The organism is Dietzia sp. DQ11-71 (assembly GCF_014144995.1).
GTDB classification, from domain to species: domain Bacteria; phylum Actinomycetota; class Actinomycetes; order Mycobacteriales; family Mycobacteriaceae; genus Dietzia; species Dietzia kunjamensis.
On sequence record NZ_JAALDT010000193.1, the window covers coordinates 1 to 6,857 of the forward strand.

Annotated in this window: 4 protein-coding genes; 1 reads left to right on the top strand and 3 read right to left on the bottom strand. The window is 67.3% G+C overall.

Annotated features, from left to right (window positions below):
* Positions 1-3 precede the first annotated feature (3 nt).
* The 3 genes from G6023_RS07915 to G6023_RS07925 form a co-directional block, all read right to left on the bottom strand.
* A complete protein-coding gene (locus G6023_RS07915) occupies positions 4-891 on the bottom strand; it encodes a metallophosphoesterase family protein (RefSeq protein ID WP_182634865.1) in 888 nt (295 codons plus the stop codon).
* 649 nt (positions 892-1,540) lie between these two features.
* Positions 1,541-2,098: a hypothetical protein gene (locus G6023_RS07920; RefSeq protein ID WP_182634866.1), complete on the bottom strand. Its 558-nt coding sequence runs from the start codon at positions 2,096-2,098 to the stop codon at positions 1,541-1,543.
* The gene (locus G6023_RS07925) at positions 2,095-2,367 is read right to left on the bottom strand and encodes a hypothetical protein (RefSeq protein ID WP_182634868.1); all 273 of its coding nucleotides are present in this window, start codon (positions 2,365-2,367) and stop codon (positions 2,095-2,097) included. Before G6023_RS07925 ends, G6023_RS07920 begins: the two co-directional genes overlap by 4 nt.
* Before the next feature lie 317 nt (positions 2,368-2,684).
* Between G6023_RS07925 and mobF the strand changes: the two genes are divergently transcribed.
* The gene (gene mobF / locus G6023_RS07930; RefSeq protein WP_241727758.1) at positions 2,685-6,689 is read left to right on the top strand and encodes a MobF family relaxase; all 4,005 of its coding nucleotides are present in this window, start codon (positions 2,685-2,687) and stop codon (positions 6,687-6,689) included.
* The last annotated feature ends 168 nt before the right edge of the window (positions 6,690-6,857 follow it).

Sequence of the window (6,857 nt, forward strand, 5' to 3'; positions counted from 1 at the left end):
TCATCAGAACCCTGCTATCCGAAGCACGTCCCTAACAGTGATGTCGAGAGTGGACATGTCAATACCCATTTCCTCGAGTGCGAGGCGCAAGGTGTCCACATTCACCGCGTAGTGCTCCGCCAGGTCTGGACGGGCGCGGAAGAATGGAGTGACGCCCCCGTCCTCGGTGAGCTGGTACTCAACGATCCCCAATTGCGACAGTGACGGACCGAACTGTCCCTCGACGCCGGGATAGACGAAGGCGGTGGACGGAGCTGAGATCGACTGGACTCCGTCGTGGAACTCGAGGGCCCAACGATGCAGATGCCCCGAGCCGAAAGCCTGCACATCAATGTTGTCGACGATCGAGCGAAGGCGATCAAGGGATTGCGGGGCGATGGAGTACGTCGACGCCGGCAAGCCGGGTGCAGGAGCATGGACCGGCTTATGGCAGAAGATGATCGTCGGGCGCCCCTCCAGCTGTGCGGGCAGCGACTCGAGCCACGCCCACTGCTCTTCTTCCTCGGGGAGTCCCGAGCTCATCAGCTCGGAATTGAAGCCGACGACGGAGAATCCGCCGATGTATTCCACCCAGCGGTCGTCGCCGAAGACGGCACGAAAGGCTGCGACCCGCGCCGATGTCACACCGGCACCGCCGATAGGGGCCTCGCCGGGCTCGCCGATGTCATGGTTTCCCGGCAGGACACGAAGAGGTGCCTTCAGCTCGCCCAGCAGGCGTGCAGCCGTCGCCCGGTCAGCCTCGTTATCCGGGTCGAGGATCGACACATCGCCCGTGTGGACAACCAAGTCCGGCTCAAGTTCGTTCACGAACTCGATCATTTTGACGAGGTTCTCGTTAGAGATCCCGCCATGAGCGGAATTGTGCGTATCGGTGATTTGAACAATCTTCATCAGATATCTGCTCTCTGAGTGCGCGGATGGTGGCGAGCTGCTGCCGCCCTGCTGGTGTCGTCCGATGTCATCGTCGGCCCGGCTTGAGAACCTGGAGACAACCCGTGTGCACCGCACAGCGAACACCGTATGAATAGTTCGTACATAAACACACCTCTCACGGAAATTACCTTCCGTGGATTCGACAGACTGCTCATCGCTGCGCACGATCGACCAGATCGGGCTGGTGACATTTGCGGGTGAGGGCAGAAGACGACAAAGGAGGAGTCCAGATGTGGGATCTGGGCCCGCGCTGCTGGCTACTGTTGTCGCCGCTGGTGGCGTTCTGGTCTTGCCTCCGGCCTCGCGCGTGGGATGGGTGGCTTCTACGCGGTGATTGGCGTGTTCGCCAGTGATGTAGCGGCGCTGGATCTGCTGGCGTGGTTCGTGGGTCATTGGTCGTTCGCGGTGCGACACGATGTGCGCTATCGGTCGGCGATAGCGCTGTGGGTGATCGATAGGACCCCGCCGCGGTGGACGATCCCGCGGTACTGGCAGCTGCGCCGGCAACGTCGACACACAGTGGCCCGCTGACACATCCGGGGCCGCCAAAAAGAAAGGCCCCGCCGTCGGCGAGGCCATCTCTGCGGACGACTGTACTCCCCAGGCTCTAGAACAGTGAGGGTGTGTCGAGGGGCGCGGCGTTGCCACAGGCGCGGGCGTAGGCGTCGGGGTTCCAGCCGGAGGCGAGGGCGTCTCGTACTGCCAGGGACCGGGCGTGGCGGTTGGTGTGTTGGTCGGGGTTGCGGATGGCTCCGGTGCGTCCGCACGCGACGGCGTAGCGCAGGTTTGCTGACTGGGTGGAGGCGACGACATGTCCCGGGTCGACGCGTACGCACAGGGGTTCGTTGCAGCGGTGTTCGGCCACGACCTCGTCTGTCAGTTGGCCGGCGAGTAGGAGGGCGAATCGGTGCCCTGATTCAGTGCGGCTGACCCCGCCGCGTCTCCAGGTCAGGCGTGTATACCCGTCGACACCGCTGATCGCTGAAATGAGAAACCAGCACCCGTCCCCGGGCGCTTTGACGACCCGGGACCAGAACGCGTCGATCGCCGCCTGGGTGGGCGGCAGTGTCGAACTGTAAGGACGCCGCGTAGCGAGGACAGTGTTGTGCCGGGGCCAGGGTTCGTACTCCAGCCCCGGCAGCGGGATGTCGCCATTGACGCTCATGCCACGTCGCGGTCCTCATCGGTGGTGTCCTGGTGTGCGGACTCCTGCGGGTCCGCCGGCACACTCTCACCCTCGTCCTGGTCCTGGCTGTCGTCGTTAAGGGCGTCGAGTGCTGTCTTGATGTCGCGGGTGGTGATGCCGAGTAGTTCGGCGATCTCAGCGCGGGGCTCGCCTTCGGCGATGAGGTCTTGGATCGCCTGGCCAGCGTCGCGGCGGGCGCGCTCGATGGCGTCGGCGGCGGCGAAGTAGCGCGTGGCCGCGGCTTCCATGCGCTCGTCGCGTTCGCGTCGGGCCCTCTGCTTCTCGGCGAGTGCCTGCCGGGCGCGGTTGCGGGCGCTGGTGCGTTCGGACGTCCTGGCTATCTGCGTTGGTCCCCTCGCTTGTTGATCGGTGACCTCGACTCTATCGACCGCCAGTTGCCCAGACTAGTGCTGCGCTGCTCTGTGCACTAGTCCTCACCCTCTCTAGAGGCTTGACCCACGCTCGCTGTACTCGCTTAGTGCCAAGCCAGAACCTACACACCTCTGGCTGAAACTCAGACACGCCGGTGACCGGGCGCGATGCGGCGTCTAAAGTGGGCGTCGTGATGACGCTCCACGTGCTGCACGCCGGGGACGGCTACAGCTACCTGACCCGTCAGGTAGCCACCGCCGACCGGCTGCGCGAACGTGGCCAGGAGCTCACCGACTACTACACCGCCAACGGCACCCCGCCGGGCCGCTGGCACGGCGCGGGCCTGGAAGCGTTGTCGGAGATCAGCCTGGTGTCTGGCACGGTCTCTGAGGAGCAGATGAAGGCGCTGTTCGGCGAGGGCCGTCACCCGAACACCGACGCCATGCTCGAAGCCAGCGCCGACCTGAAAGACACGGCGCTGGGCCGGAAGTTCCCCGAGTTCCGAAACGAGATCCCGCTCGTTGAGGACTACAACGCCACGCTCCGGGAGATGGTCAACGAGGGCCACACGATCGACAAAGCCGTCACCTCGGAGGCGTGGCGCACGCTGGCGGACAAGCACTACCGCGCCAAGTTCGGACACCAGCCGGCCACCGAGCGTGAGTTGCTCTCGTGGGCCGCGGCTCAGCGCTCCAGCGTGCGTCAGCCGGTCGCCGGGATGGACCTGGTGTTCACTCCGCAAAAGTCGGTCAGCGCACTATGGGCGCTCGTCGACACCGACACCCGGCAGTCGATCGAGCGCATTCACCGGGAGTGCGTGAACGACTCGCTGGCGTGGATCGAGCGCGAGGCAGCCTTCACCCGCAGGGGTGATCGCAGTGAGCAGCAAATCGACACCCACGGTCTGATCGTGGCGCAGTTCGACCACTACGACACCCGCGCCGGCGACCCGAACCTGCACACCCACTGCGCGGTGTCGAACAAGGTGCTGGGCGCCGACGGACGGTGGTCCGCTTTGGACAGTAAGGCGCTGCACAGGCACGCGGTGGCCGCGTCACAGCGGTACAACGCCGCGATCGTGGACCGCCTGCGCCGGGATCTGGGCGTGCAGTTCGAGGCCCGCTACCCGAGCCGGGGCAAGCAGCCGGTGTGGGAGGTCGCCGGCGTCGACCAGGCGCTGTGCCGGGCGTTCTCCTCGCGGCGTCAGATGATCGAGGTACGCCGGGATGAACTACTCGCCGAGTATCGCGACAAGCACGGCCGTGCTCCCACCCAGGCTGTGCAGTTCGCGCTGTTGCAGCAAGCCACCCTCGACACTCGAGAGGGCAAGCAGGAGGCTCGCTCGCTGGCCGAACTTCAGTCGACGTGGCGCCGTCTGGCCGCGCGTCACCTGGGGTCCGAGAAGGCCGTTGACCAGATGGTCGCTTCCGCACTCAACCCCGACGCCCAGGCGAAGAAGAACGCCGACGTGCGCGAGCTCGAGGCCGTCGAGACGGAGGCCGCCCGCGCCGTCGAGACAGTGTCCGATGCCCGCGCCACATGGACCCACGCCCATGTCCGGGCCGTGGTCGAGGCCCAACTGACGGACGTGGAGTTCGACTCGCCCGCCGCCCACCAGGCCGCCGTCGACGAGGTTGTGACTCACGCGTTGCGCCGGGACTCGCTCGCTCTGGCGACCCCCGAGATTATCGAGACGCCGACAGAACTGCGCCGCGCATCGGACGGGCTCAGTGTCCTCGACCGCCACGGCGAACTGCTGCACACGTCGGAGGCGATGCTCGCAGCAGAGCGCGACGTAGTCGATGCCGCGCGCACTCCCGTGCCGCTGTTCACCACCGGCGAGAACCTGCACGAAACCATCACCGCTCTCGAGTCAGACAGTGGTCGGACCCTGAACCCCGGACAGCGGGCACTGGCCGAGCACTTCTGCCTGTCGGGTCAACTCGTCGCCGCCGGAGTCGGACCGGCCGGCACCGGCAAGACCACCTCGATGCAGGCCGTGGCGAAGGCGTGGCAGGAATCGGGCCGTCAGGTCATCGCCCTGGCACCGTCGTCGGTGGCAGCCGAAACCCTCGGCGAGGAGATCGGTGTCACCGCGTACACCGTCGCCTCCCTGACCTACCGGTGGCGCGGAACGCTGTCCCAAATGGGCGTCGAGGCCCGCAGACCCGACCATCTGGCGGTCACCATCACACCGGGCGCGATGCTGCTGCTCGATGAGGCCGCGATGGCCTCCACCAAGGACGTCGCGGCGCTGGTGGAGATCGCCCGCGACCGGGGCGCCGTGGTGCGGATGGTCGGAGATCCCGCGCAGCTCGACGCCGTCGAATCCGGTGGCCTCATGCGGCTGGTCGCCTCCGAGACCAACGCCCCCGAGCTGACCGATGTGGTGCGCTTTGGCGACGACACCGCCCAAGCGAGTGCGTCGATCGCCATCCGCGCGGGAGAGGCGTCCGCGCTGGACTTCCATGCGAGCAAGGGCTGGATCCACGGGGGCGGGCGAGACGAGATGATCCCGGCCGTGGTGGACGATCACTTCGCCGACGTCGATGCCGGCCGCGACGGCATCGTGCTGGCCTCCACCACCGCGACAGTGCGGGAACTCAACACCCAGATCCAGAATCGTCACCGTGACAGCGGGGCCGCCGAGAGGAGGCGCACCGTCGATCTGGCCGACGACCAGGCCGCCGGCCGCGGCGACATCGTCGTGACCCGATCCAACAATGGCTCGCTGCGTCCCAAGGGCGGCACCCGCCCCGGTTCGCGGGTGCACAACGGTGACCGGTGGCGGGTAGAGAAGGTCGGCAAAGACGGATCTCTGACCGTGCGGCACCTGCGCCACCGCGGCCGGGTCACCCTTGATGCCGACTACGTCGCCGGCAGTACCGAGCTTGGCTACGCGAGCACGATCCACCGCGCCCAGGGCATCACCGTCGACGTAGCCCGCACCGTCGTCGACGAGGCGACCAACCGTCGGGGCCTGTACGTCGCACTGACGCGCGGCCGTCACGAGAACCACGCCTACGCGGTGACCGAGCCCCCACTCGATCTGGACACCGAGGCCCCGCACCTGGACCCCGAGGTCGACGACCGACTGGCCACCTCCCGCGGGGTGCTCGAGGCGGCGCTGGACCGCGACGAGGGCCACACCACCGCAACTGAGCAACTGCGCGAGGCCCTGGCCGCCGCCGACGACCCCGACCGGATGGCCGACCGCTACAACGCCGCGCGCAGCCATCTCATCGGCGACTACTCGCAACACCTGCTCGACGGTCTGCCCGTCGCGCTGACCACGCAGCTGCGCGACGATCCTCAGCTCGTCGCCCTGTGGCGCACCACCTGCCAGCGCCACTTCGACGCCGGCCACGATCTCGCCGAAGCCATCACCGCCGTTCGTGACCGCCTGCTCGACACGCTCGACGCCGAAACGGAGCTGCCCGACTACCTACCCGGCAACACCCGACAGGCCATCGAGCGCGACCGGAACGCTATGGCGCTAATCCACCAGGCGATGAACGACTACATCGCCGATGGGATCGACCGCACCGACGCACTCGAAGCCGCCGTGGACGACCTCATGGACGGCAGCCTCCACCGCGCCGCCGACCCTGAAACTCATTCGCCCACTGAGCCGAGTCCGGAAGACGACAGCCAGCCCGCCTCGGCCGACGAGAAACCGAAGCACACCGCTCCCGCCGCACTACCCGCTAATGGCCGCGACATCATCGCCGCCATCGACGACTACTTCGCCAAACCGGCCGCCGAGGAGAACGCCGACACCACGGCCAACGCGAAGCCGGCGGCCGAGCAAGGCGCAGAGCCGGCAGCCGAGCCCGAAGAGGGCGAGGATGCGCCTGCTCCACTTGGCCCGCTCCCGCCGCGTCATCCCGGCATGAACACGGAGCTGGCCGACTACGCCGCCGCCGTCCTGGTCGAGCACGATCGACTCGTCCACGGGCCTGCGGAGGAGACCGCCGACCCGGACGCGGCGGACCCGTTCACCGCCTCCCCCCTCGCGCACGACGCAGAACAGGCTCGCCGGGGCCTATTCGGTGGCGACCCGTTCGCGGCCCGTGGCTTTGATGTCGCGGACCCGTTCAGTTCGCGACCGGGCGATGTTGAGGCGGATCCGGACGAGCCCGCTCGGCACGAAACCCCTGCGCCCGGCCATGAGCCGGCGCAGGGGCCCGAGCTGTGATGTTTGGGACGCCTTTCTGAAAGCGCGGTTCTGATGATCGGGTAGCGGTCGGACGGGCATCGGATAGCAGCCCGTCCGACCGCCGGACCGTTACGGCGTTGCTGCGGCGAGGTGTCGTCGCATGTTTGGTCCGTCGAGGGCGATGATCTCGGCGCCGGCGACGATCCG